General features: G+C 53.9%; 19 protein-coding genes. 16 read left to right on the top strand and 3 right to left on the bottom strand.

Features of this window, described 5'->3' with window-relative positions; genetic code table 11:
* Window positions 1-121: 121 nt before the first annotated feature.
* The 5 genes from HMPREF2696_RS04205 to HMPREF2696_RS04185 all read left to right on the top strand — a co-directional run bounded on the left by HMPREF2696_RS04205 (window position 122) and on the right by HMPREF2696_RS04185 (window position 6,766).
* Window positions 122-1,381: a capsule biosynthesis protein gene (locus HMPREF2696_RS04205; protein ID WP_070587933.1), complete on the top strand. Its 1,260-nt coding sequence runs from the start codon at window positions 122-124 to the stop codon at window positions 1,379-1,381.
* 368 nt (window positions 1,382-1,749) lie between these two features.
* Complete coding sequence (locus tag HMPREF2696_RS04200; RefSeq protein WP_070587931.1) at window positions 1,750-3,156, top strand: tetratricopeptide repeat protein; 1,407 nt, start codon at window positions 1,750-1,752, stop codon at window positions 3,154-3,156.
* Between the two features lie 217 nt (window positions 3,157-3,373).
* Window positions 3,374-4,588 (top strand): sodium/glutamate symporter, encoded by a 1,215-nt coding sequence (gltS, locus tag HMPREF2696_RS04195; RefSeq protein ID WP_004519089.1) that lies wholly within the window; start codon window positions 3,374-3,376, stop codon window positions 4,586-4,588.
* Between the two features lie 105 nt (window positions 4,589-4,693).
* On the top strand, window positions 4,694-5,716 hold the full coding sequence (locus HMPREF2696_RS04190) for a lysozyme inhibitor LprI family protein (protein WP_004519090.1): 1,023 nt from the start codon (window positions 4,694-4,696) through the stop codon (window positions 5,714-5,716).
* A gap of 54 nt (window positions 5,717-5,770) precedes the next feature.
* Complete coding sequence (locus HMPREF2696_RS04185) at window positions 5,771-6,766, top strand: S49 family peptidase (RefSeq protein WP_004519091.1); 996 nt, start codon at window positions 5,771-5,773, stop codon at window positions 6,764-6,766.
* A gap of 189 nt (window positions 6,767-6,955) precedes the next feature.
* Here the strand turns inward: HMPREF2696_RS04185 and pdxA are convergent, their stop codons facing one another.
* Both pdxA and HMPREF2696_RS04175 read right to left on the bottom strand, forming a co-directional pair.
* On the bottom strand, window positions 6,956-7,960 hold the full coding sequence (gene pdxA / locus HMPREF2696_RS04180; protein WP_004519092.1) for a 4-hydroxythreonine-4-phosphate dehydrogenase PdxA: 1,005 nt from the start codon (window positions 7,958-7,960) through the stop codon (window positions 6,956-6,958).
* A 157-nt stretch (window positions 7,961-8,117) separates the two neighbouring features.
* Complete coding sequence (locus HMPREF2696_RS04175; protein ID WP_079453682.1) at window positions 8,118-8,648, bottom strand: cytochrome b; 531 nt, start codon at window positions 8,646-8,648, stop codon at window positions 8,118-8,120.
* A 232-nt stretch (window positions 8,649-8,880) separates the two neighbouring features.
* On the opposite strand from HMPREF2696_RS04175, the gene HMPREF2696_RS04170 reads away from it, so the two are divergent.
* From HMPREF2696_RS04170 to waaA, 10 genes are all read left to right on the top strand, one after another.
* Window positions 8,881-10,410: an ABC transporter permease gene (locus HMPREF2696_RS04170; protein WP_049335779.1), complete on the top strand. Its 1,530-nt coding sequence runs from the start codon at window positions 8,881-8,883 to the stop codon at window positions 10,408-10,410.
* A gap of 113 nt (window positions 10,411-10,523) precedes the next feature.
* A complete protein-coding gene (locus HMPREF2696_RS04165) occupies window positions 10,524-11,087 on the top strand; it encodes a hypoxanthine-guanine phosphoribosyltransferase (protein ID WP_003681752.1) in 564 nt (187 codons plus the stop codon).
* A 58-nt stretch (window positions 11,088-11,145) separates the two neighbouring features.
* Window positions 11,146-11,574, top strand: a complete 429-nt coding sequence (locus tag HMPREF2696_RS04160; protein WP_004519097.1) for a PTS sugar transporter subunit IIA — start codon at window positions 11,146-11,148, stop codon at window positions 11,572-11,574.
* A gap of 49 nt (window positions 11,575-11,623) precedes the next feature.
* Complete coding sequence (locus HMPREF2696_RS04155) at window positions 11,624-11,893, top strand: HPr family phosphocarrier protein (protein ID WP_004519098.1); 270 nt, start codon at window positions 11,624-11,626, stop codon at window positions 11,891-11,893.
* Entirely contained in the window at window positions 11,893-13,656 is a 1,764-nt protein-coding gene (ptsP, locus tag HMPREF2696_RS04150) for a phosphoenolpyruvate--protein phosphotransferase (RefSeq protein ID WP_004519099.1), read from the top strand. Before HMPREF2696_RS04155 ends, ptsP begins: the two co-directional genes overlap by 1 nt.
* Before the next feature lie 515 nt (window positions 13,657-14,171).
* Window positions 14,172-15,287: an ABC transporter substrate-binding protein gene (locus HMPREF2696_RS04145; RefSeq protein ID WP_004519101.1), complete on the top strand. Its 1,116-nt coding sequence runs from the start codon at window positions 14,172-14,174 to the stop codon at window positions 15,285-15,287.
* A 117-nt stretch (window positions 15,288-15,404) separates the two neighbouring features.
* Window positions 15,405-16,451 carry a FecCD family ABC transporter permease gene (locus tag HMPREF2696_RS04140; protein WP_004519102.1) on the top strand — a complete coding sequence of 349 codons (1,047 nt, stop codon included), beginning with the start codon at window positions 15,405-15,407 and terminating at the stop codon, window positions 16,449-16,451.
* 10 nt (window positions 16,452-16,461) lie between these two features.
* On the top strand, window positions 16,462-17,229 hold the full coding sequence (locus HMPREF2696_RS04135; RefSeq protein WP_063068539.1) for an ABC transporter ATP-binding protein: 768 nt from the start codon (window positions 16,462-16,464) through the stop codon (window positions 17,227-17,229).
* A gap of 169 nt (window positions 17,230-17,398) precedes the next feature.
* A complete protein-coding gene (locus tag HMPREF2696_RS04130; protein ID WP_070587929.1) occupies window positions 17,399-17,830 on the top strand; it encodes a plastocyanin/azurin family copper-binding protein in 432 nt (143 codons plus the stop codon).
* Window positions 17,831-17,968: 138 nt separating this feature from the next.
* Window positions 17,969-19,231 (top strand): lipid IV(A) 3-deoxy-D-manno-octulosonic acid transferase, encoded by a 1,263-nt coding sequence (gene waaA, locus HMPREF2696_RS04125; RefSeq protein WP_070587927.1) that lies wholly within the window; start codon window positions 17,969-17,971, stop codon window positions 19,229-19,231.
* Between the two features lie 347 nt (window positions 19,232-19,578).
* On the opposite strand, the gene HMPREF2696_RS04120 is transcribed toward waaA, so the two are convergent.
* Window positions 19,579-21,588, bottom strand: coding sequence for an OPT family oligopeptide transporter (locus HMPREF2696_RS04120; RefSeq protein WP_004519106.1), 2,010 nt, complete (start codon window positions 21,586-21,588; stop codon window positions 19,579-19,581).
* Window positions 21,589-21,836: 248 nt separating this feature from the next.
* Between HMPREF2696_RS04120 and HMPREF2696_RS04115 the strand changes: the two genes are divergently transcribed.
* A complete protein-coding gene (locus HMPREF2696_RS04115; RefSeq protein WP_070504155.1) occupies window positions 21,837-22,841 on the top strand; it encodes a quinone-dependent dihydroorotate dehydrogenase in 1,005 nt (334 codons plus the stop codon).
* The last annotated feature ends 45 nt before the right edge of the window (window positions 22,842-22,886 follow it).

Here is a 22,886-nt window from a genome sequence, read left to right as displayed (position 1 = left end):
ACAATGCGTCATAAACCAGCTTCAATTGCGGCATCATTGCCTTTGCATCGTTAATACGCTTGGCGTATGCTTGAAAGTTCAACTCAAAACTATTACATAAAAAACAAAACCACATTGCGACATGAAACAGACCGTCCTCAAAAACAACCTGCAAAACCTGCTTGAAAGCGCAGAAAATATCCTGCTGCTTCAAAGTCCTGTCGGCGATTTTTTTCTGCGCCTTGCCAATTGGCTGACTGAAAACGGCAAAACCGTACATAAATTCAACTTTAATGCAGGCGACGACTATTTTTATCCGCCCACTCAAGCTCATACCGTTGTTTTTAACGACAACTACGATGCCTTTCCTGAATTTTTGCAAGAATACATCGTTCAACATCACATCCAGGCGGTTGTCTGCTTTGGCGACACACGCCCTTATCACGTCATTGCAAAACGCATTGCAAACGAAAACCAAGTCGGTTTCTGGGCGTTTGAAGAAGGTTATTTCCGCCCCTACTACATCACCTTAGAAAAAGACGGCGTCAACGCATTTTCCCCGTTACCGCGCCGTGCCGACTTTTTTTTGGAACAATTCCCCAAGCTGGCACAGCAAGAATACAAAGCGCCGACGCCGGTACGCGGCGGGTTTATGCCCATGGCCAAAAATGCCGTCCGTTACTATATCGAATTGTTCCGCAATCCGAACAAGTACCCGAACTACATCCACCACCGCGCATCCAATGCCGGCCATTACCTCAAACTGTGGTCGATCTCCATCCTCAAGCGTTTGAACTACTATATTGAAGACATCCAAATCGCCAAACGCGTGGAGGCGGGCAAATACGGCAAATTTTTTATTGTTCCCTTGCAGGTATTCAACGACAGCCAAGTCCGCATCCATTGTGACTTTTCCAGCGTCCGCAGCTTCCTGCTCCATATTTTGGCCTCCTTTGCCGCGCACGCGCCTGCCGATACCAACCTCATCATCAAGCATCATCCGATGGACCGCGGCTTTATCGACTACTCGCGCGACATCAAACGCTTTATCAAAAAACACCCCAAACTCAAAGGCCGTATCACTTACGTCCATGATGTCCCCCTGCCCGTTTTCCTGCGCCACGGCCTCGGCATGGTTACCATCAACAGCACCAGCGGCCTGTCCGGTCTGATTCACAATATGCCAGTTAAGGTTCTCGGCCGTGCCTATTATGATATTCCCGGCATTACTGACCAAAATACCTTGGCAGAATTTTGGAATCATCCGACACCGCCTGACAAAGAGCTGTTCCATGCCTACCGAATGTACCACCTCAACGTGACCCAAATTAACGGTAACTTCTACAGTCAGGTGTTTTTTCCCAACAAAAACACATCCGACTTTTCTACACCGACAACCTGACTTAGCGAAGGAAAAGTTCAGACCGTCTGAAAATATTTCAGACGGCCTGAAGCAATCAATACCTTGGCTACTTACATGTAAATAAAACACAAAAACCTGCATTTATCATTAACAATAAATTACAAAGACAGTATAATGACCGAGCTGTCATGAGCGCATACCGACTCAAGCTGAGCCTTTTGTAACACACAAAATATGGATGTATCCCTAGGCAAAACAATATAACAAGCCAAACATCCTAAAAATAAGCCAGCAAGACAATACACTCTACAAAACTATGCCGAGCAAAATTTTTACAAAGCTCTCAACCGGTATCGCCGCCCATATGCCGCAACATCCGTCTTCCACTTTATATCCGCCCGCAAACCATGACCGCTGCTCCTGAAATCCTCTACCGGCAAGCCGCCGCCCTTTTGGAACAATCCAATACCGCCCAAGCCCTGCCCCTGCTGCAACAGGCCGCAGAGCAAGGATATACGGAAGCTGCTTTTGTATTGGGCAATCATCTGCTGCAAAACAATCATCCGAAGCAGGCACTTCCATGGCTGGAAGCCGCCGCGGCTCAACGCCACCCCAAGGCACTCTTTATCCTGCTGCAACAACGCGAACACAACGGCACCCCGACCGGACAGCTTCTTAATGACTACGCCTGGCTGGGTGAGCAAGGTCATCCCGAAGCCCAATTAATCCTCATGCGTTACCACGCGCAACGCAATGATCCACAATCCCTCTACTGGGCAGAGCTTGCTGCTGCCCGATATGCCGCGCCTGCGTATTACCATCTGGCACGCCATCATCAACGCCAAGGCGACGTTGCGACAGCCATCGAACAATACGAAAAAGCGGCCGCACTCGGCGTAACTGCCGCCTGCTGGCAACTCGGTCAAATCTACTTCTACGGCACAGGAGTCAGCCCCAACCACGCACAAGCCGAACGATATCTCGAACAAGCCGCGCAAGCCGGCCACATCGCCGCACAAACCCTGCTGGCCGACCTTCTTGCCGCCCAACGCAAACCCGAAGCCTTAGAATGGTATCGTCGTGCCGCCGATAAGGAACAAGCGGAAGCACAGGCCAAGCTGGCCCAATACGCCCTGACCGGCGAACTTTCCGAACGAGACCCGTTCCAAGCGGCACGCTACGCCAAAGCCGCTGCCGAAAAAAACCATCCCGAAGCCCTGAAAATCATGGGCGACCTCTACCGCTACGGCCTCGGCATCAAAGCCGACAACCATATCGCGCACGATTACTACCACCGTGCCGCCACGTTAGGTTCTGCCTCCGCTGCACAAAAACTCATCAGCGACGCCGCACTGTACCATCCGCAACAATACGAACAAATCAAAACAGCCGCCCTGCAACAGCAACAAATCGGAACCATCTACCGTTTGGCGGAAGCACAAGCCCACGCCATCGGTCGCTACGCAGACTACAATGCCGCGCGCAAGAATTACATGGAAGCAGCCGAATTCCACCATAAAAACGCGGCGGCAGCCTTAGGCCGCATCTACCATTACGGCCTCGGTACGGCGCAAGACCCTCGGGCGGCCGCCCACTGGTACGCAATCGCAGCCGAACAAAACCACCCTTCCGCCCAATACCACCTCGCCTGTTTTTACTATCACGGGCAAGGTGTCGGCTGTCATGTTCCGACCGCCTGCTACTGGCTGCAGGCCGCCATCAGCAACGGCCACACTTCGGCCGAATCATTAACATCCCTATTAGAACAATGGCGCCGCGAAGTGCACCATGCCATCGGTCAAAAGGCCGTCTGAAAATATTTACACTCGCATTTTTTGACAATCTTTAACTATTCCCCTAATATTTGCCAGTTATTTTTCACGGACACGTCATTGTTTTCATTTCTTTCTGAAAACACCTTGCCCGCGCATCAATACCATGACACTCGGCGGATAACGCCAAGCGTTGAAACACACTACATCCGGAACAAAAACGGATGCTCGGAAAAACATTTCTAGGAGGTGAAACAACATGGAATGGGAATTCAACAGTTATTACACACTGATTGCCGCCACACTCGTGTTGCTGGTTGGTAAATTTCTGGTTCAAAAAATCAAATTCTTACGAGACTTCAATATTCCCGAGCCGGTCGCCGGCGGTTTGGTTGCCGCTATCGTCCTGTTCGCCCTGCACGAAGCCTACGGCGTCAGCTTCAAATTTGAAAAACCGCTGCAAGATGCGTTCATGCTCATCTTCTTTACATCCATCGGTTTGAGCGCCGACTTCTCCCGTTTGAAAGCGGGCGGTTTGCCTTTGGTTATCTTTACCGCCGTGGTGGGCGCATTTATCATCGTCCAAAACTTTGTCGGTGTCGGCTTGGCGAGCGCATTGGGCTTGGATCCGCTGATTGGCCTGATTACCGGTTCGATTACCCTGACCGGTGGTCACGGTACCGCCGGTGCATGGGGTCCTGACTTTGAAAGCAAATTCGGCCTGACCGGCGCAACCGGCTTAGGTATGGCTTCTGCAACATTCGGCCTGGTATTCGGCGGTTTGATCGGTGGTCCTGTTGCACGCCGTCTGATCAACAAAATGGGCCGTAAACCTATCGTCAAAACTGCCAAATCCGACGACAACGATGCTACTGATGACATCTTCGAACAAGCACAGCGCACTCGCCTGATTACGGCTGACTCCGCTGTCGAAACGCTCGCGATGTTTGCCGCATGTTTGGCTTTTGCCGAAATCGTGGACAGCTACGACAAAGCCTTCTTCGACTTGCCTAAATTCGTATGGTGTCTGTTTGCAGGCGTGGTCATCCGCAACGTCCTGACTGCCGCCTTCAAAGTCAATATGTTTGACCGTGCCATCGACGTATTCGGTAACGCCTCCCTGTCACTCTTCCTGTCTATGGCTCTTCTGAACCTGAAACTGTGGGAATTGACCGGTCTGGCAGGCCCTGTAACCATCATCTTGGCCGTACAAACCGTCGTGATGATTCTGTACGCCACTTTCGTTACCTACGTCTTCATGGGTCGCGATTACGACTCTGCCGTATTGGCAGCCGGTCACTGCGGCTTCGGTTTGGGTGCCACCCCGACTGCCGTTGCCAATATGCAGTCCATTACCCAAACTTTTGGCCCGTCTCACAAAGCCTTCTTGATTGTACCTATGGTGGGTGCGTTCTTCGTTGACTTGCTCAACGCCGCCATCCTCTCCGGCTTCATCAGCGTCATCAAAGGCTGATACGTCTGACATAGAAAAGCACTTGCCGCATTTACTTGCTGCAAGTGCTTTTGTTATGATAAGCACGTCAGGCCGTCTGAAAGGCCGTCATCTTCAGGAGTACCCATGTACAAAAAAACCGCTTCCGTATTGATTTTAAGCACGATTCTTCTTGCCGCATGCAGCAAAGAAGAGCCCAAAGCCGCACTTGATTGCGCCCAACCGGCCACACTGCAAAACATCCGTACCACCATCGAAGACACCCTCAAACAACAAGCGCGCTCCTTTGCCCGCAATGACAACCGCCAATTTGTCGATGCCGACAAAATCATCGCCGCCGGCCTCGAATTAGAAACCCTGCTTGAAGACCCCAAAGAAACCGAAGACGACGGCAAAGCCATCTGCCGCGCCAACCTCAAAATCCGCATTCCCGACACCATCCTCAAGACGGCCATAGACAACAGCCCGCTGATTTACGGCAACACCCCGTTGTCCGACATGCTCGAACAAAAACTGATGGGCAGCAACCTGACTTTTGAAAACAACACGTTCAGCACCACCCTGCTCTACACCCCCGATAAAGACGGCAAACCGGTTTTCGAAGACAATACCCTGAGTTCCACCGCCCAAACCCTTTCCGCCACCCTGCTGCCCTACGGCGTGAAAAGCATCGTCATGATAGACGGCAAACCCGTGTCCAAAGAGCAGGCCATCAAACTGCTGCAAAACCAAAACACGGAAGAACCACCCACCCTCAATCCGCAAGACATCCTTGAAAACAACGCCGCCAGCCAAGCCGTCGGTTTGACCGATAATGACGACGATTCAGACTACGAAGTCCTGCACCCTGACCGTGAAACTCCGCGCAACGAGCCGCCCGGCCTCAGCCAAAGCGAACTCGACAACGCGCGCGCGCAAAACCGTCAGGCAGACGGCGAGATCAACGACCTCTGGGGCGGCTTAGACAGCGATGTCAAACAACAAATCCTCGGCGAACAACGCGCCTGGATTCAAAGCAAAAAACTCAACTGCCAACAAGCCGCCGCGTCCGCAGACAACGCCGCACAAGCAGAATACCTGCGCCTGCAGTGTGAAACCCGTATGACCCGCGAACGTACGCAATACCTGCGCGGCTATTCCATCAACTAAAACCGATAAGGCCGTCTGAACATTCAGACGGCCTACAAGAAAGCACATCACATCATGCAATACCGAATCCACCGTGAAGGCGATGCCCAAAACACACCCTCTTCAGCCTCCACCCCCGTCGACAACTGGGAGCGCAACACCCTGCGCGAAGTCCTCCTCGCCGCCTACCAAGAACAGCGCCGCGCCCGCATTTGGCGCAATATCTGGCGCGGCGTCGCCGTCCTCATCTTCCTCAGCCTAATCTTCGGCCTTGCGGAAGAAGAAGGAAAAACCACGAGCATCCAAGCCCGCAGCGAACACACCGCCGTTATCGACCTGACCGGCGAAATCGGCAACGACATCGACGACCAAGTCCAAATCCTGCGCGACAGCATGGAAGCCGCCTACGAAAACGGTAACGCCAAAGCCATCATCATTCGTGCCAACAGCCCCGGCGGTTCGCCTGTCGTGTCCAACACGGCCTTTAACGAAGTCCGCCGCCTCAAAGCCGAACACAAAGACATCCCGGTCTACCTCGTTGCCGAAGACATGTGCGCTTCCGGCTGCTACTACATTGCCGCCGCAGCCGACAAAATATACGCCGACCCTTCCAGTATTGTCGGCAGCATCGGCGTGATCGGCGGCGGTTTCGACTTTACCGGCCTGATGGACAAAGCCGGTGTCAAACGCCGTCTGAAAACCGCCGGCAGCAACAAAGGCATGGGTGACCCTTTCACGCCTGAAACGCCGGCACAAACCCAAATTTGGGAAACCATGTTGGGCGATATTCACCAAGAATTTATCAAAGCCGTCAAACTCGGCCGCGGCGCAAGGTTGAAAGACAAACAGTATCCCGATATTTTCAGCGGCCGCATCTACACCGGCAAAGAAGCCAAACAGGTCGGCCTGATCGACGACTTCGGCAGCATTTACAGCGTTGCCCGCGATGTCGTCAAAGCTCCTGAACTGGTCAACTACACGCCGCAAGACGATTTCAGCAAAATGCTCAGCCGCCGCTTCGGTGCGGAAGTAAAGGCCAAAGTCAAAGAAACTTTGTCTGAAATTTGGTAAACCAAAAAACCCAAAGTCCGTCTGAAACCCAAATCATGGGACTTCAGACGGACTTTTTTATATGGTTTTTAAAATAAAACGCTGATTATTGTCCGAACATTTATCGGCTTCATAAACCGACAGGCAAATATCCCTGATGATGCTTTTATGGGAACACATTACGCCTGCAAACGATTAAACCTCCACATTTCAGACGGCCTGTTTCTGCATATTGTGCGCCATGTCTAGCGCGGCACGGACGGCGGTAATCAGGCTGCCGGAATCGGCTTTGCCCGTGCCTGCCAAGTTCAAGGCTGTGCCATGATCGACAGAGGTGCGGATAAAGGGCAGGCCGAGGGTGATATTCACGCCTTCGCCGAAACCGGCGTATTTGAGCACCGGCAGCCCTTGGTCGTGATACATAGCGAGGACGGCATCGGCATCTTTGAGCAGGAAGGGTTGGAACACGGTATCGGCCGGATAAGGGCCGCGTGCGTCTATGCCCTCGGCCTGCAAGGCATGAAGCGCCGGAATAATGGTGTCGATTTCTTCGTGTCCCAAATGGCCGCTTTCGCCGGCGTGGGGATTGAGGCCGGTAACGAGGATGACCGGATTGGCTATGCCGAACTTATGGCGTAGGTCGTGTTCAAGAATGCGGACAACCGACTCGATTAAAGGCTTCGTGATGGCGGCGGAAATGTCTTTCAGCGGCAGATGGGTGGTCACCAACGCCACACGCAGGCCACCTCCGGTCAACATCATGACGACTTGTTCGGTATGGCTTTTTTCGGCGAGGTATTCGGTATGGCCGCTGAAAAAGCCGTTGCCTGCGTGGGCATCGTTGATGATGCCTTTATGCAGCGGCGCGGTCACCATACCGGCAAACAGGCCGTCTGAAATGCCTTGATACGCCGTATCCAGCAGTCGGAGCACATACGCGGCATTGGCAGGATTGAGTTCGCCCGCCCGACACTCGGCATCTAAGGGAATATGCAGAACTTCGAGTTCACCCTTGGGCAACGGTTCAGCCGCTTGAGCTTGAAAATCGCGCAAAATGACGGATTTGCCGAGCTGTTCGGCCCTGTTTACCAACAGGTTTTTGTCGCACAAAACAACGGGGCGACAAGGAAGGTCGGCGAAAGCCAAATCAAGGCAGATGTCGGGGCCGATGCCGGCCGGTTCGCCGGATGTAATGGCGAGAATAGGAGCAGTCATGGTGTTTCTCGGTACGGTTTACAGTATTTAGACAACAGTCAGGCAAAATGCCTGCCCTACTTTTGCAGATTAACACAAATACAAAAAGGCCGTCTGAAAACAGTTTTTGCTTGATCAAACTGTTTTCAGACGGCCTTGGCTGTTTACCGTTTTACACTTAAGAACGACGACCGATCATGCGGTATAAAACGTCGTGGCCTTGAATGCGGTGGACAACAACCATGGCGATGTGGCCGGCGACCAGCGCGAAGAGCAGCCAGCCGAGTTTGCCGTGCGCCATATTGCCGAGGTTGGACATCCATTCGATTTTTTCAGGCGAACCCTGCATCACTTCGACACCGAATACTTTCAACGGGCCACGGCCGCCGCCATATTGGCGGATCATGCCGATAACGGGAACGGCGAGCATGAAGACGTAAAGGGCAAGGTGGCCTGCTTTGGCGGCAAAGCTGTCGGCGGCAGGACGTTTGGACGCATTGAGCAAGGCCCAAACAATGCGCACGATAATCACCAGCAACGTGATGAAACCGATGGATTTATGCACGCCAAAGAGCGATTTGACCCATTCTTCGCCATCATAGATGGTCCAAACGGTAATGGTGGAGAGGATGCCGATGAAACCGAGTACGGTCAGCCAATGCAACGCGCGCGCGACGGCATCATAGGTTTGTGGACGTGTAGCGGTCATAATGTTTCCTTGTTTTTGATTTATTTGATTTTTTGAAGCGGCGGATTGTATCAAAAATACCCAACCAATTATGTTGCCTTTTTGAAGAGATTTCGTAAATGTTTGGAAAATTTGAAGAAACGGCGGTTTTATCCGTAAAGCTACACAGGCCGTCTGAAAACAAGGGCAGGAATACCACCTTCTATGCCGAACTCGGGCTAAAATAGGCATTTTTATTCTCGGGTACGCATCGATGCAGGTTTGGATTCGGCGGTTTGCGCTGTTGCTTCTGCCTTTAGGTTTCTTAGCGATTATGGTGGCCGCGCCTTTGCTGTCGTTGGCGTTTTACGACGGCGAAGGCGCTTGGGCGGAAGTGGTGGCTGATGACTATATGCGCCTGCGCTTGGGCTGGACGGTGGCGCAGGCGGTTTTGACCTGCGTCTTGGTCACGGCTTTGGGCGTGCCTGCGGCGTGGGTGCTGGCGCGGATGGACTTTGCCGGACGGCGCACGGTTTTGCGCCTGCTGATGCTGCCTTTCGTGATGCCGACTTTGGTGGCAGGCATGGGCGTGCTCGCCTTGTTTGGTGCACACGGTATGCTGGCGGCAGGTTGGCAGGACACGCCGTGGCTGCTGATTTACGGCAACGTGTTTTTCAACCTGCCGGTTTTGGTGCGCTCGGCGTATCAGGGATTTGTGCGTGTGCCGCAGGCGCGGTTGCTGTCGGCACAATCTTTGGGCGCGGACGCGTGGAGGCGGTTTGTCTGGGTCGAATGGCCGGTGGTGCGCGCGTGGGTTGCCGGCGGCGCGTGCCTGGTGTTTTTATATTGTTTTTCAGGCTTCGGGCTGGCCTTGCTGCTCGGCGGCGAACGTTTTGCGACGGTGGAAGTGGAAATCTACCGGCTGGTGGCGTATGAGTTGGACATGGCGCGTGCGTCGGTGTTGGTGTGGCTGGTGCTGGCGGTTACGGCGGCGGCAGGCGGTTTGTATGCGTATTGGAGCAGGCGCGTGACTGTGGATAAGTCAGTCTCGCCTTTGCCTCCGCGTGCGCCGATATGGGCTTGGGAAAAATGGCTGACGGCAACGGTATTGACCATGTTGGCAGTGTGCTGCCTGCTGCCTTTGGCGGCGGTGTGGCTCAAGGCGGTATCGGCAGGCTCTTCGTGGTCGGTTTTGTTTGAAGCGCAGACTTGGACGGCTGTGTGGAACACCGTCCGTTTCTCTGCGGCAGCAGTGGCGGCGGCGACGGTATTGGGCGTACTGTATGCGGCGGCGGCACGGCAAATGGCGTGGTTGCGCGCGCTGATGTTTTTGCCGTTTATGGTGTCGCCCGTGTGCATTGCGTTCGGCGTATTGCTGCTCTATCCGCAGTGGACGGCTTCGCTGTGGCTGCTGACGGCGACTTACGCGCTGTTGGCGTATCCGTTTGTGGCCAAAGATGTATTGGCCGCGTGGGACGGTTTGCCCAAAGATTACGCGGCGGCGGCGCGTACTATGGGCGCAAACGGTTTTCAGACGGCCTGTTATGTAACCGCGCCTTTATTGAAACCGGCTTTGCGGCGCGGTCTGACTTTGGCTTCGGCAACGTGTATCGGCGAATTTGCGGCCACATTGTTCCTGTCGCGCCCCGAATGGCAGACGCTGACCACTTTGATTTACGATTATCTCGGGCGCGCCGGTGCGGACAATTACGGACGGGCGATGGTGTTGACGGCAGTATTGACCGCTTTGGCTTTGACGGCATTTTTGCTGGTGGACGAAGCGGAAGGACAAAAGGCCGTCTGAACGTGGTCGGCTCAAATCCCTTCGCTTTCACTACACTATTGCCGCGCCTTGTATCGAAAATTGATTGAATCCGCTATATAATTTGTTTTTAACCGCACTCAACACGACCTATCATGACCGACTTAGAAACCAAACGCCTTGAAACCCAAGCCATGCTGGACAATGCCGACTTGCTGTTTGACCAAGAACAATGCCGCGCGGCCTTGCAAAAAGTTGCCGACGACATTACCCGCGACTTGGGCGACAAATACCCCCTGCTCTTGCCTGTCATGGGTGGTGCGGTGGTGTTTACAGGACAGTTATTGCCGCTGTTGCGCTTTCCTTTGGACTTTGACTACGTCCACGTTTCCCGCTACGGCGACAAACTCGCAGGCGGCGCGTTCAACTGGAAACGCATGCCCGACCCCGAGCAAATCAAAGGCCGTCATGTAGTCGTTTTGGACGACATCTTGGACGAAGGCCACACCATGGCCGCCATTCAGGAAAAACTGTTGGAAATGGGCGCGGCAAGCTGCCGTGCGGCCGTGTTTGCCAACAAGCTGATCGACAAAGAAAAACCGACCAAAGCCGATTATGTCGGTTTGGACGTGCCCAACCGCTACGTCTTCGGTTACGGCATGGATGCCGCCGGCTGCTGGCGCAACCTCGGCGAAATCTACGCCTTAAACAATAAATAAAACAAAGGTCGTCTGAAAAATCTTCAGACGGCCTCAACCCCCATGCTAGGAACACATCATGATAGGTTTGTTAATCATTACACATGAAACCATAGGTGAAGCCTATCGCGGTTTGGCCGACCATTTCTTTCCCAACGGCTTCCCCGAAAATCTCCACATCCTCGGCGTACAGCCCGACGAGGATCAAAACGACATCATCAACAACGCCATCGCCGCATTGCAGGAATTTCCCAACAACCGCGGCGTGCTGATCATGACCGACATCTTCGGCGCAACCCCATGCAACGCCGCACGCCGGCTGGTGCGCGAAAACAAATCCGCCATCCTGACCGGCCTCAACGCCCCGATGATGATTAAAGCCATCCAATACTCATCACAAGCCGAAAACCTCTCCGACTTCACTGAAACCGTCAAAGAAGCCGCCATCCGGGGCATTTTCGCCATTACATCCGCACCTGAAGACCTGATGTGCAAAGAACACGGCTAAGGCCGTCTGAAAACATTCACTTTACGAACATTACATTTAGGGGACATCCATGCTCAAACAAGAAATTGAAATCATCAACAAACTCGGCCTGCACGCGCGCGCTTCCAGCAAATTCACCCAAACCGCCTCCCAATTCCAAAGCGAAGTCTGGGTCACCAAAAACGGTAACCGCGTCAACGGCAAAAGTATCATGGGCCTGATGATGCTGGCCGCCGCCAAAGGCACCGTGATTGAGCTGGAAGCAGAAGGCGCAGACGAAGCCGCCGCCATGCAGGCGTTGACCGACCTCATCAACGACTACTTCGGCGAGGGCGAATAATGAGCATCGTCCTACACGGTGTAGCCGCGGGCAAAGGCATTGCCATCGGCCACGCCCACCTCATCACGCGCGGCACGGCGGAAGTCCCTCAATACGACATTGATCCCGACAAACTCGATGCCGAAGTTGCCCGTTTCGACAACGCCATCAAAGCCACGCGCAAAGAATTGGAACAGCTGCGCGGCGCAATTCCCGAAAACGCCCCGACCGAATTGGGCGCATTCATCTCCCTGCACCTGATGCTGCTGACCGACGTTACCCTCTCGCGCGAACCCATCGACATTTTGCGCGAGCAGAAAATCAACTCCGAATGGGCATTGAAACTGCAAAGCGACAAGCTTGCCGCCCAGTTCGACAGCATCGACGACGACTACCTGCGCGAACGCAAACAGGACATGCTTCAAGTCGTCCACCGCATCCACAACAACCTTGTCGGCCAAAGCAACGAAATCAACCTCGCCGGTAACCTGCTTGACGACACCGTCCTCATTGCGCACGACCTCTCGCCTGCCGATACCGTACTATTCAAAGAGCAGCACATTACCGCCTTCGTAACCGATGCCGGCGGTCCGACCAGCCACACCGCCATCTTGGGCCGCAGCCTCGACATCCCGTCCGTCATCGGCCTGCACAACGCCCGCAAACTCATTACCGAAAACGAAATCGTCATCGTCGACGGCATCAACGGCGTCCTCATCATCGATCCCGACGAAGTCGTCCTCAACGAATACCGCCGCCTCGCCCGCGAATACCGCAGCCACAAGCGCGAACTCAACAAAATCAAAAAAACCGCCGCCACCACGGCCGACGGCATCAACATTGAGTTGCTCGCCAACATCGAATCCGCAGAAGACATCAAAGCCCTGCACAACTTCGGCGCAGACGGCGTCGGCCTGTTCCGCAGCGAATTTCTTTATCTCAACCGCGACAGCATGCCGACCGAAGACGAACAATACGAAGTCTATGCCGGCATCGTCAAAAAACTCAAAGGCAAAAACATCACCATCCGCACCGTTGACTTGGGTGTAGATAAAAATCCGCGCTGGTTCGGCCAAAACAGCACGCCCAACGGCAGCCTCAACCCCGCGCTCGGCCTGACCGGCATCCGTTTGTGCCTCGCCGAGCCGGTCATGTTTCGCACCCAAATGCGCGCCATCCTCCGCGCCGCCGCCCACGGCCCCGTGCGCATGATGTGGCCGATGATTACGTCCATTTCCGAAGTGCGCCAATGCCTTATCCATCTGGACACGGCCCAACGCCAGCTGACCGAACGCGGTGAAACCTTCGGCCCGGTCAGCATCGGCTGCATGATCGAAATCCCGTCCGCCGCCATGACCGTCGGCAGCATCCTCAAGCTCGTCGACTTCGTTTCCATCGGCACCAACGACCTGATTCAATACCTCCTGTCGGTCGACCGCGGCGACGACAGCGTCAGCCACCTCTACCAACCCGGCCACCCTGCCGTCCTCAAAACGCTGCAACACATCATCCGCACCGCAAACCGCATGGAAAAAGGCGTGTCCATCTGCGGCGAAATGGCCGGCGATACCGTCTTCACCCGACTGTTGCTCGGCATGGGCCTGCGCCGCTTCTCCATGAACCCCAACAACCTGCTTTCGGTTAAAAACATCATCCTGCACAGCAACACCGGCCATCTCGAAAACGATGCCGCCAAAATCCTGCGCTGCGAAGACCCGGAAAAAGCCGAAAAACTGATTAAAATCCTTAACCAAAGCGAACAGGCGGAATCACAGGCCGTCTGAATCTCTAAAAAGGGCGTGTTTCGATACACGCCCTTTTATTCGTCCCCATTTTGGGTTTACGCCCAACTCTCCCTCAAGCCCTCTTCTTCCCTATTTCGCCATTTCAAAAACCAACCTTTTTCACTTTTCCCAAACACTGCTTACAGGCCGTCTGAAAAATATAGGGCGCAAGTGAAATAAAACTTTTATGCCGACACCAAAGGCCGTCTGAACCCTGATTGCAAGGTTTCAGACGGTCTTGTTTTCAACCGAATACCTTTTATTTTTTTGCAATAAAAAACCCTTTACCGATCCATTCCAGCTACTGCCCACTATGGCTTTAGGTACCCCATATCATTCCTTTTTACTAGGTCTTCAGTACACCAAAGCCCTATATAAACACTATCCCTTCGTTTTAATGATGAAACTTTTTATTTCGAAATATGTCTATCCCTACATTCACTTGAAAAAAGATTCAATACCTTATAAATTTATAAAAAGATAGTAATTATCATCATATTTTAAAGGAATGATTCATGAGATTTACGCAACTTTCTGCTTTGATTGCCGCCGCCGCTTTATCAGTCGGCTCCGTATCCGCTTTTGCCAAACCCGTTCAGCTGACCGATACCGTTGGCCGTAAGGTAACTGTCGACCTGCCTGCCAAACGTGTGGTGTTGGGCTTCTATTACCAAGACTACATGGCCATCGGCGGTAAAACCGCGCTGGACAACGTCGTTGGTTTTTCCAAAGCAGTTTGGGCCGACTGGGCGCCGCCGAGCTGGGCGGCATTCAGCAAAGCCGTGCCTAAACTGAATCAGCTGACCGACGTGGGCGAAGTGGAAGTCGGCACTTTCTCGATTGAGAAAGTATTGGCGCTGAAACCCGATTTGCTGGTTTTGGCCGAATGGCAATACAAGGCTTTGGGTTCCGATCTCGACCGCATCAACAAGGCCGGCATCCCCATCGTCGTGTTGGACTACAACGCGCAAACGGTGGCCAAACACGTCCAATCGACCAAGCTTATCGGCACGCTGACCGGCCAGCAGCAAAAAGCCGACAAACTGGCGGCAGACTACAAACGCGTTGCCGACACCATCCAAGCGCGCGTGCAAAAAGCCAACCTGCCCAAGCCTAAAGTCTATATCGAGTTCGGCAACAAAGGCCCTGCCGAACACAGCGTTACCTTCGGCAAAAGCATGTGGGGTTCGATGGCGACACTGGTCGGCGGCAACAATATCGCCGCTTCTTCGGTCGAATTCTACGGCCCGATCAATCCTGAAAAAGTCCTCGCCGCCAAACCCGACGTGATCGTGATTACCGGCCGCGAAACCGAATTGAAGAAAAACCCTGCCGCCATGGTGATGGGCTGGGGCATTCCAAAAGCCGAAGCGGAAAAACGCTTGGCAGGCTTTGCCAAACGCGCCGGCTGGGCCAACCTGCCTGCGATTAAAAACAACCGCCTCTACGCCGCCTACCACGCCAACTCGCGCACGCTGTCCGACAGCGCGTCGATTCAGTTTATGGCCAAAGCGATTTATCCGCAGTTGTTTAAGGATTTCAACCCTGAGAAGACCTATCTGGACTTCTACCGCCAAAACCTGCCCGTCGTACCGAACGGCACGTTCTACCTCTATCCGAAAGGACAATAAGGTAATTTAGATTTTCAGACGGCCTTTTAAATCGGAAGGCCGTCTGAAATTTTTGCGGAAGAAAAAGGCAAACCTGTTTCTCCCCTTTCACAACACTCTTTTTTAAAGGTTTGAAACATGAATGATTCGGTTGTCGCCGAGATTGTGAAAAACCAGCGCAAGTTGGAAGGCAAGCGTTGGTTGATTGTGTTGATGTTTTTAGTCATCGCGGCGGTCAGTTTCCTATTCGACATCGCCACCGGCCCTGCGATGACGGACACGCTGCCCGTCGGCGAAGTGGTCAATGTTTTGCTGGGCAAACCCGAAGTCGATGAAATGAACCGCCTGATTGTGATGGATTTGCGCCTGCCGATTGCGGTGATGGCCTTGGTGGTCGGCGCGGCTTTAGGTGTCGGCGGTGCGGAAATTCAAACGCTCCTGAACAACCCGATGGCCAGCCCTTATACGCTGGGCTTGGCGGCGGCGGCGGGTTTGGGCGCGTCGGCGGTGATTGCGTTCGGCGGTTTCGGGCTGCCTGAAACGGTCGCCGTTCCCATCGGTGCGTTTGTGATGACCATGCTGGCTTCGGGCATCTTGTTTCTGTTTGCCTCGGCACGCCGCTTCAACTCGGCGATGTTGGTGCTGGTGGGGATTGCGCTGTTGTTTCTGTTTCAGTCGATTTTGTCGCTGATTCAGTTTATCGCCGCGCCTGAGATTTCGCAGCAGATTCTGTTTTGGCTGTTCGGCAGTTTGAACAAGGCAACTTGGGAAACAGTCATCGTTACGGCGGCAGTTACGGCGGTATGCGTGTTTCTGCTTTCGCGCGATGTGTGGAAGCTGACTGCGCTGCGCTTGGGCGAAGAACGCGCCGTCGGGCTGGGCATCAATCTGCAATTTTTACGCCTGAAAACGCTGGTGTTGGTGGCGGTAATGACGGCGACGGCCATCAGTTTTGTCGGCGTGATCGGCTTTATCGGCTTGGTTGCGCCGCATGTGGCGCGGATTCTTTTGGGCGAAGACCAACGTTTCTTCCTGCCCGGCGCGATGCTGGCAGGGGCGGCGTTTTTGTCGGTCGCCAGCGTGTTGTCCAAGGTGATTATCCCGGGCGCGCTGTTTCCGGTGGGGATTGTTACGTCGTTTGTCGGCGTGCCGTTCTTCTTCTGGATTGTATTAACGAAACGATAGGCCGTCTGAAATGTTGAAACTTGAAAACGTACACATCCGGCGCGGCGATTATGTAGTCGCCGACAATATCGATTTGACGCTGGAACAAGGCAAAGTCTATTCCGTGCTCGGCCCCAACGGCACGGGAAAATCCTCGCTGATGAAAACGATTTTCGGCGAAGTAGCACACAAAGGCACCATCCGCTACGGCGACGAAGTGTTGAGCAAAATCCACCTGCAAAGCTGGCGCAAACGCATAGGTTATATGCCGCAGGACACCGCCGCCGAAGCCTCGCTGACCGCGCTGGAAGTCGTGTTGCTCGGCCGCATGGACGCGCTGCACATGCACGTCGGCGACGAGCTGCTGCACGAAGCCGCAAGTATCATGGCGGAGCTGGGTATCGGCCATCTGGCGCACCGCGACGTCATGCGCCTTTCCGGCGGACAGCGGCAGCTCGTCATGTTTGCCCAAGTCATGCTGCGCCGTCCCGAAATCCTGATGCTGGACGAACCGGTCAGCGCGCTGGATATGCACCATCAACTCAATCTTTTAGAACGCGTGGTGCAATACACGCACGAACACAATCTGGTTACGCTGATGGTCTTGCACGATTTGAGCCTCGCCGCGCAGTTTTCAGACGGCGTGATTCTGCTCGGCGAAGGCAAAGTACAGGCGCAGGGCGCGCCGCAGGACGTGTTGCAGGCGGACATGATAGGCAGGCTGTATAAAGTGGACATCGAGCTTTTGTACGACAGCAAAGGCCTGCCCGTTATCCGCCCGATGCGGAAGAGTGCGTAACTTAACCGCTCCTGCAAATGTCGGATTTGAGCATCCGGCCTGCAAACTCCCTGCAACTTATCCCCTCTCCTGCGGGAGAGGGTTAGGGAGAGGGCGGTAAGCCCAAGGCTTGCCTCTCCGACTCATCAGCCCGCCCCATATTTTTTTATCCTTAGAAAGGACTTTCTCCATGAAAAAATCCCTCTTCCTCCTGATGCTGACCGCGTCCCTTAGCGCATACGCCGCCAACCACGAAGTCAAAATGCTCGACAACGGCAAAGACGGCAGCATGGTGTTCGAGCCCGGCTACGTCAACGCCAAAGTCGGCGACACTGTTACCTTCAAAGCCGCCAACAGCGGCCACTGGGTGCAAAGCAAAGCCCTGCCCGACGGCGTTGCCGACTTCCTCTCCGAAGACGGTAAAGACTTCACGCTCAAGCTCGACAAAGAAGGCGTGTACGTCTACACCTGCCCGCCGCACCGCATGATGAACATGAGCGGCGTGATTCAGGTTGGCAAACCGATGAACAAAGCCAAAGCGCAAGCCGTTGTCGATGAAATGGAAAATCGCGCCATGCAAAGCAAAGGCCGTCTGAAAAAATACATGGCGCAAGTGAAATAAACGCGTTTATGCCCGCATTAAAGGCCGTCTGAAACCTTTCAGACGGCCTGTTTCCTTTGCGTAAAACACGCATCAAAGCTATATCTTCCTTTTCAGTTTCCGATAAAATAGGCCTATTCCGACACAAGACCCGTAAGCATGATACGCCGCCTTTACGCCACGCTGTGGCACCTCGCCCCCTTCCTGATCCGCCGCCACCTGCGCCGCCGCGCCCTCAAATCCCCAGCCTATCTCGAGCATTGGGGCGAGCGTTTCGGGCAGGCGTATCCCAATCCCGTACAACGCCCGATTTGGATACACGCCGTATCCGTCGGCGAAACGCGTGCAGCCGAACCTTTGGTGCAGGCATTACGCCGCCATTTTCCCGACTCGCCGTTTCTGATTACCCAAATGACGCCGACCGGCCGCACCACCGCGCAATCCCTGTTCCCCGATGCGCAATGCCGTTACCTGCCCTACGACAAAGCCGAATGGGTCGCCCGATTTTTAGCCGAACACCGCCCCATCTGCGGCATTTTGATGGAAACCGAAATCTGGCCCAACCTGATGCACGGCTGCCAAGAAGCAGGCATTCCCCTCTTTTTGGCCAATGCGCGCCTCTCCGAAAAATCCCAACGCGGCTACCTCAAAATCCGTAAGCTGGTCGAGCCTGCCATGCAGAGCCTCTCCGGCTGCTTTGCCCAAACCGCCGCCGATGCCGAACGCCTGCACCTTATCGGCGCGTCCAACGTCCACGTCTGCGGCAACACCAAATACGACATCGCGCCCCCCGACGACTCGCGCCCGCTTGCCGCTGCCTTTAAAGAACGCATCGGCGCACGAGCCGTCGTCGTCTGCGCCAGCACGCGCGTATACAAAGGCACAGACGAAGCCGAGCTGCTCCTCAAAGCATGGCAGGGCTACCGCGGCAATGCCTTACTGGTCATCGTCCCGCGCCACCCTGAAAATTTTCAGACGGCCTACGATACCGCCAAATCGCTTGGTTATGCCGTCCAAAAACGCAGTGACGGACAACCCGTCTCCCCCGATACACAGGTTTGGATAGGCGACAGCATGGGCGAGCTTGCTGCCTACTACCTCAGCGCAGACATTGCCTTCGTCGGCGGCAGCCTCGTCGATGCAGGCTGCCAAAACATCATCGAACCCATCGCCTGCCGCGTCCCCACCCTCTTCGGCTACTCCAACTACAACTTCGCCCAAGCCTGCAAAGGCGCAGTCGAAGCCAAAGCCGCCGTCCGCGTCGAAACCGCCGAAGCCTGGTACAGAACCACGCGCCAATATCTCGACGACGAAACGCTGCGCCAACAGCTGATCAGCCACACCGAGCAATTCATTTCGCAACACCAAGGCGCCAGTGCCAAAATTGCCAAAGCGATTGCAGATTGTTTGAATCAGCGTTAAACAATAAAAAACCGCCCGTTCATGACAAACAGGCGGAAACTGAAAAACAGTTTTTTGTTTTCAGCCGTTTAATTGACTAAGAGCAGGAACAGGGTTAAGATAATCCTAACGACTGTCCGCAGTCTCAGCCATGAACGACCCGTGCGAGTGGTATGTTTCATGATTGAAACCATCCTTTCTAGGGCGGTTTCAGCACAAAGCCCCACTGCAATGGGGCTTTTTTGCTACCAGCCCCGCGATAATTATACCCAAACTTCCTAAAATCATTCCAAACAAATTTCCACTAAAAAGGCCGTCTGAAACCCCAATTTTTTGGGTTTCAGACGGCCTTTTCTCAACCTACAAACTTAACGTCCTGCTTTCAACACGCGACGTGCAAACACGAACATACCGAAGACAAAAAACGCCAAGCCCAGCCATTTGGCGGCCGTATCCCAGTTTTCCAGGTTCAGGGCCAAAGGCGCATCCGAACCGCCGTTGGTTACGGAGAAGGCAATGATAAACGCCATAATCACACCGATCAGGCTCTCGCCGACAATCAAACCGGCAGAGAACAGCGTACCGATACGTTCCGCATTTTTCAGACGGCCTTCACGGTTTTCTTGACGACGGGCGATGACGGATTTCAACACAGCCGCCAATACCGCGCCGATCACAATCGGCATATTCACAGACGGCGGCAGGTAAATGCCCATGCCCACGGCCAATACCGGCAAGGCGCGCTTGCCGCCGGAGGATTTGCGCAATGTGAAATCGACCGCAATCAACGCCACGCCAATGGCCACGCCGGTGAAAATATAATCCCATTGCAGATTGTGCGAGAAAATACCTTGGGCGATGGTGGTCATCAAAGTTGCCTGAGGCGCGGCAAGGGCTTGTGCCGCATCCATGCCTTCACGCGGCATCGCGCCGGTAAAGCCGTAGGCTTCATACAAAAGCTCCAACACAGGTGAAATCACCAATGCACCGACAACGCAACCGACAATCAACGCAACCTGCTGTTTCCAAGGCGTTGCCTTTACCAGATAACCCGTTTTTAAATCCTGCAGGTTGTCATTGGAAATCGAAGCCACACAAATCACAGACGCGCCGCAAAACAGCGTCAACGCCAGCAGGAATTTGCGGTTTGCCTCGTCCGTCATCAAGCCGCCGGATTCGCCAACCAGCAGCAACACCAGCGAAATGATAACGATAGAGACGATGCCCACACCCGAAATCGGGCTGGAAGACGAACCGACCAAACCGGCCATATAACCGCAAGCCGCGGCCACCAAAAAGCCGATAATCGAAGCCAGCAGCGTACACACGACCACCAACAGCCAAGCCAAACCGCCGGAAATATGCGAGTCGCCGATAAAGTGGAAGAAAGACACGCCCAACACCAGCATCATCGCCAACACCCAGGCAATCATCGCCTTAGGCGACAAATCCTGTTCCGTACGCTCAGTCATCTGCACGCCGCCGAAATTGCGGAAAGACAGGCGCATACCCTCGACCATCGGTTTCATCAAAGTCAACAGCGTCCAAATAGCGGCAATACCGATCGTACCCGCGCCGATAAAACGGACTTTTTCCTTCCACAAAGACATTGCAAAAGGAATCATCTCCATATCGGCAGGTTGCGGAATATGCGCCGACAGATAAGGCACGGCCACACCCCAGGCAATCGAAATACCCAGCAAAATCGCGATACCGCCGGTCAGGCCGACCAAATAGCCCGCGCCCAGCAAAGCCAAAGAAAAGCCCATCGGCACTTGGAACACCGACGCGCCGCCTTTAAACCAAAAGCTCGCGCTGTCCGCCACCACGCGCAAACCGCTTGCGCAGAAGCTCATCAAACCGGCCAGAGCGCCGCCCGACACCAATTCCTTGATACCGCTGCCGCCTTCCTGTTGGTCCGCATCATGGTCGCCAACCTTCAAAATCTCAGCCGCCGCCACGCCTTCCGGATAAGGCAAATCGCTCTTCACCACCATCGCATAACGCAAAGGCACAGTGAAAATCACGCCCAAAATACCACCGGACATACACAGCAGCGTAGTCTGCCAAAACGGAAAGCCCGCCCAATAACCGGCCATCAGCAAACCCGGCAAGATAAAAATAATACTGGAGAGCGTACCCGCGGCTGAAGCCTGAGTCTGCACCATATTATTTTCCAGAATATTGCTGCCTTTAAAAAACTTCAAAACCGCCATCGAAATTACCGCAGCCGGAATCGAAGACGCAAAAGTCAAGCCCACCTTCAAGCCCAAATACACATTGGATGCCGTAAAAATCACCGTAATCAACGCGCCGAGTATCATCCCCCGCAGCGTCAGTTCACGGAAACTCGCATAAGGATCAACCGCCTGTTTCATAAAAATCTTCCTGTATCAGGTAAACAATCAAATCAAAACTTTTCAGACGGCCTTTTGATACATCCATCAGGCCGTCTGAAAAGCCTCTCTCTTACCATTTTAATGAACTATCCGACTACACGCAAAAGCCCTATTTATTTTCATTTGACGCCAAACAATAAAATCATATCGATACAGACGTTTGGGGCAGTTTGACGGTTTCAGGTAAAATAACGCCAAATTCATCAACCGTTCAGAAAGCCGCCGCCATGTATTCACTCGTCCGCCCCATACTGTTCCGTTTCGATGCAGAAAAGGCCCATCATTTCACGCTCAACAGTTTGCGTTCTATCGAAAAACTCGGCCTGCTGCCCAAGGTGGACAGCCACACCCGGCCAACCGAGCTGATGGGTTTGCAGCTGCCCAATCCGGTCGGCTTGGCGGCAGGTTTAGACAAAAACGGCGAGTGTATCGATGCGTTTGCCGCTTTAGGTTTCGGCTTTGTCGAAATCGGCACGGTAACGCCCAAGCCGCAGCCGGGCAATCCGCAGCCGCGCCTTTTCCGTGTTCCCGAACACCAAGGCATCATCAACCGCATGGGTTTCAACAACCACGGCATCGACGCGATGATCCGCAACATTGAAAACAGCCGCTTTAAAGGCATTTTGGGCATCAACATCGGTAAAAATGCCGTTACGCCGATTGAAAACGCGGCCGACGATTATCTGATTTGCTTGGAAAAAGCCTACGCCCATGCGAGCTACATCACGGTCAATATTTCCTCCCCCAATACAAAAAACCTGCGTGCCTTGCAGGGCGGCGACGAGTTGAGCGCATTGTTGGAAGCCTTGAAAAACAAACAGGCGCAACTGGCGGCTGCGCATGGCAAATATGTGCCACTGGCGGTTAAAATCGCGCCGGATTTGGACGAAGCACAAATCGACGACATCGCCCATGTGGTCAAATCCGTGGAAATGGACGGCATCATCGCCACCAACACGACCATCGACAAATCCAGCTTGGGCAGCCATCCGCTCGCAGGCGAACAAGGCGGCTTGAGCGGCTTGCCCGTACGCGAGAAAAGCAATCAAGTGTTGAAACTTTTGGCGGAACGCATTGACGGCAAGCTGCCGATTATCGGCGTCGGCGGCATCATGAACGGCACGGACGCGGCAGAAAAAATCCGCTTGGGCGCCAGTGCGGTTCAAGTGTACAGCGGTTTGATTTATCGCGGCCCTGAGTTGATTAAAGAGTGTTTGGCTGCGTTGAAATAATACTTTTCCAAAAATAAGGCCGTCTGAAATCTTTCAGACGGCCTT

The organism is Neisseria sp. HMSC058F07, from assembly GCF_001810035.1.
In the GTDB taxonomy this organism is placed as follows: Bacteria; Pseudomonadota; Gammaproteobacteria; order Burkholderiales; family Neisseriaceae; genus Neisseria; species Neisseria perflava.
Note: the sequence above shows the minus strand (reverse complement) of the source record. Positions and strands in the feature narration are given on the sequence as shown.

Coding starts and splice junctions, on each gene's coding strand:
- HMPREF2696_RS04175 (WP_079453682.1), bottom strand. CDS start 8,648: ATGACCGCTACACGTCCACAAACCTATGATGCCGTCGCGCGCGCGTTG.
- HMPREF2696_RS04200 (WP_070587931.1), top strand. CDS start 1,750: ATGACCGCTGCTCCTGAAATCCTCTACCGGCAAGCCGCCGCCCTTTTG.
- HMPREF2696_RS04140 (WP_004519102.1), top strand. CDS start 15,405: ATGAATGATTCGGTTGTCGCCGAGATTGTGAAAAACCAGCGCAAGTTG.
- HMPREF2696_RS04120 (WP_004519106.1), bottom strand. CDS start 21,588: ATGAAACAGGCGGTTGATCCTTATGCGAGTTTCCGTGAACTGACGCTG.
- HMPREF2696_RS04190 (WP_004519090.1), top strand. CDS start 4,694: ATGTACAAAAAAACCGCTTCCGTATTGATTTTAAGCACGATTCTTCTT.
- HMPREF2696_RS04185 (WP_004519091.1), top strand. CDS start 5,771: ATGCAATACCGAATCCACCGTGAAGGCGATGCCCAAAACACACCCTCT.
- pdxA (WP_004519092.1), bottom strand. CDS start 7,960: ATGACTGCTCCTATTCTCGCCATTACATCCGGCGAACCGGCCGGCATC.
- HMPREF2696_RS04115 (WP_070504155.1), top strand. CDS start 21,837: ATGTATTCACTCGTCCGCCCCATACTGTTCCGTTTCGATGCAGAAAAG.
- HMPREF2696_RS04155 (WP_004519098.1), top strand. CDS start 11,624: ATGCTCAAACAAGAAATTGAAATCATCAACAAACTCGGCCTGCACGCG.
- HMPREF2696_RS04205 (WP_070587933.1), top strand. CDS start 122: ATGAAACAGACCGTCCTCAAAAACAACCTGCAAAACCTGCTTGAAAGC.
- HMPREF2696_RS04135 (WP_063068539.1), top strand. CDS start 16,462: ATGTTGAAACTTGAAAACGTACACATCCGGCGCGGCGATTATGTAGTC.
- HMPREF2696_RS04160 (WP_004519097.1), top strand. CDS start 11,146: ATGATAGGTTTGTTAATCATTACACATGAAACCATAGGTGAAGCCTAT.
- HMPREF2696_RS04130 (WP_070587929.1), top strand. CDS start 17,399: ATGAAAAAATCCCTCTTCCTCCTGATGCTGACCGCGTCCCTTAGCGCA.
- ptsP (WP_004519099.1), top strand. CDS start 11,893: ATGAGCATCGTCCTACACGGTGTAGCCGCGGGCAAAGGCATTGCCATC.
- HMPREF2696_RS04145 (WP_004519101.1), top strand. CDS start 14,172: ATGAGATTTACGCAACTTTCTGCTTTGATTGCCGCCGCCGCTTTATCA.
- HMPREF2696_RS04170 (WP_049335779.1), top strand. CDS start 8,881: ATGCAGGTTTGGATTCGGCGGTTTGCGCTGTTGCTTCTGCCTTTAGGT.
- gltS (WP_004519089.1), top strand. CDS start 3,374: ATGGAATGGGAATTCAACAGTTATTACACACTGATTGCCGCCACACTC.
- HMPREF2696_RS04165 (WP_003681752.1), top strand. CDS start 10,524: ATGACCGACTTAGAAACCAAACGCCTTGAAACCCAAGCCATGCTGGAC.
- waaA (WP_070587927.1), top strand. CDS start 17,969: ATGATACGCCGCCTTTACGCCACGCTGTGGCACCTCGCCCCCTTCCTG.